Consider the following 2008-nt stretch of genomic DNA (forward strand, 5'->3'; position numbering starts at 1 on the left):
CGGCACAGATCGGCAACCGATACCCCGGCCTCATGTTCCTTCAAAATTCCGATGATCTGCTCTTCAGAGAAGCGGCTACGTTTCATGTCCTGGTCCTCTCGATGGGCCAGAACGAACTTCAAACCGGATTAGATAAGAGGGCAAGGTCACGCTCCCAATCAGATTGGCTGGGCTCACCGCTGCTCCTGGCGCAACCGCGACCTCCAAAATGATCGCCAACAATGTCTGCGTTCAGGCAGTGGCAACAGTGCCTTCAATGGCTGACATGAGGCGCGAGGCGGACCTGCCCGATGTTTCATGCGCCGAATGCCCGAGATGCGAGCGCAGCCATTAACCATCGATTAACTATTCGGTCGCCTTTAATTCAATTTTGCAGCATACTGATTTGGGTAGCGTGGCTGCTCAAGGAGATTGGGTGGGTGCCGTCGGAACTGAAAGCTGCGCGTGTAAGGCCCGGTCGGACGGTCACTTCGTCTGGCTGGCAAGGGCAGAGCCAATATCGTTCCATGGACCCCGGATGCGATCGCCTTCACGAGGACGCCGCAGGAAGTGCTTCGGATCGTCTATCTCGACCGACAAGGCCGGCGTCAGCAAGGGCGGCTTCTACCCGAACGGGATGAACGAAGCGCTCAAAAGCACCTGACGTTTGCGATGGAGGAAAGGTGGATTGAATGCAGAGTGATTGGCCGCACAGCGGATTCCAAAGCCGAGAAAGATTCGGGGATCGACCTACGAATTACCTGGCGATGGGGTCCATCGGGTGCCAGTGTCGAGCGGCTACCAAGCAGCATCTTCGCCTGAGCTGGCATTGCGGCATCTCGCCTCAACGGGAGTCGCCATGGCTATTCCACCTCAGCCAGGGGCGCTACGGCCGGTCCGTTCAAAGCCGTGCCATCGACGGCAAAATGCGAGCCGTGGCAGGGGCAGTCCCAGCAGCGTTCCAACGAGTTCCAATGGACATGGCAACCGACATGGGTGCATGCGGCCGATCGCTTGTAGAGCGTGCCGTCCTCATCGCGAAAGGCCGCGACTTTGGTAAGCCCCTGGCGGACGATAGCGCCCTGTCCGGGCCGCAGCTTATCGGCGGCATCAATTTCACCAGGCGCGACATACTCGGCAAAACTCCTGATCGTTGTCGCATTCTCCGCCAAGTAATCGCCGATCGCGCGTGCCGTCTTGCGAGAGGGTTCGTAAAGTTCCCGCCAGGGGCTTTCCCCCTTCAGGATCAGGTCGGAAATCAATTGGCCGGCCACAACCCCATGGGTGATGCCCTGACCGGAATCGCCGGTAGCAACGAAGACGTGCCCGTTGCCGGGATTACGGCCGATGAACCCGGCGTAATCGACGGTCTCCATTACCTGCCCGGACCATCGATTGGCTTCCGCGCCGATATCGGCCACCAACCCTTTGGTCCAGGCCGCCAGGGCAGCGAAGCGGTCGTCGGCGTCGTCGGCCTGCCCTGTCTTGTGATCCTCACCACCGACGATCAGAAGGTCGGTCTTGCCTTCGCCAGGCTGCAGACGGACGTAGTGATAGGGGTCCAGCGTGTCCCAATAGAGTGCATCCGGCAAAATGTCGCGCCCGATCTCGAATGCCATCGCGTAGGTCCGATACGGCGCCTGTTTGGTGTGGAGCGCCACCCGATCGTTGATCGGCGAGTTGGTGGCGACAACGGCCGATCTGGCAGACACGGCAAAGCCCGAGACCGTGCTTACGCGCACGCCGCCGTCAGTCTCCTCGACTTTGTCGACGATGGTATCCGCATAAAGCGCGCCGCCGCGCGCGCGGATGCCGGCAGCCAGCCCGCGGAGATATTTGAGCGGGTGGAATGTCGCCTGATTGGAATAACGAAGGACGGGCGCGTCCGAAAACCCAGCAAGCGGCACTCCCACGGTTTTCTCGACGTCGACACCGATCTTCAGAGCGGCGTCCAGTTCGCGCTCGATGACGGATTCCTTCCTGCCCGACGCCGGAAACAGAAAGCCTTCGAGGCGGCGGAAATCACACG

Annotated in this window: 2 protein-coding genes and 1 pseudogene; 1 reads left to right on the forward strand and 2 read right to left on the reverse strand. The window is 60.3% G+C overall.

Annotation, left to right across the window (positions count from 1 at the left end; translation table 11 throughout):
- The coding region (locus NKH49_RS34605) for a transposase (RefSeq protein ID WP_352930159.1) at nt 1-86 on the reverse strand (86 nt) is incomplete at its 3' end.
- Between the two features lie 400 nt (nt 87-486).
- Here NKH49_RS34605 and NKH49_RS34610 point away from each other — a divergent pair.
- Nucleotides 487-643, forward strand: a pseudogene (locus tag NKH49_RS34610) (ferritin-like domain-containing protein); the annotation flags it as partial.
- A 199-nt stretch (nt 644-842) separates the two neighbouring features.
- Here NKH49_RS34610 and NKH49_RS34615 read toward each other — a convergent pair.
- On the reverse strand, nt 843-2008 hold a 1166-nt coding region (locus NKH49_RS34615; protein ID WP_352930157.1), incomplete at its 5' end, for an FAD-dependent oxidoreductase.

Origin of the sequence: Mesorhizobium sp. M1088 (genome assembly GCF_040318575.1) — a bacterium.
Taxonomy (GTDB): Bacteria; Pseudomonadota; Alphaproteobacteria; order Rhizobiales; family Rhizobiaceae; genus Mesorhizobium.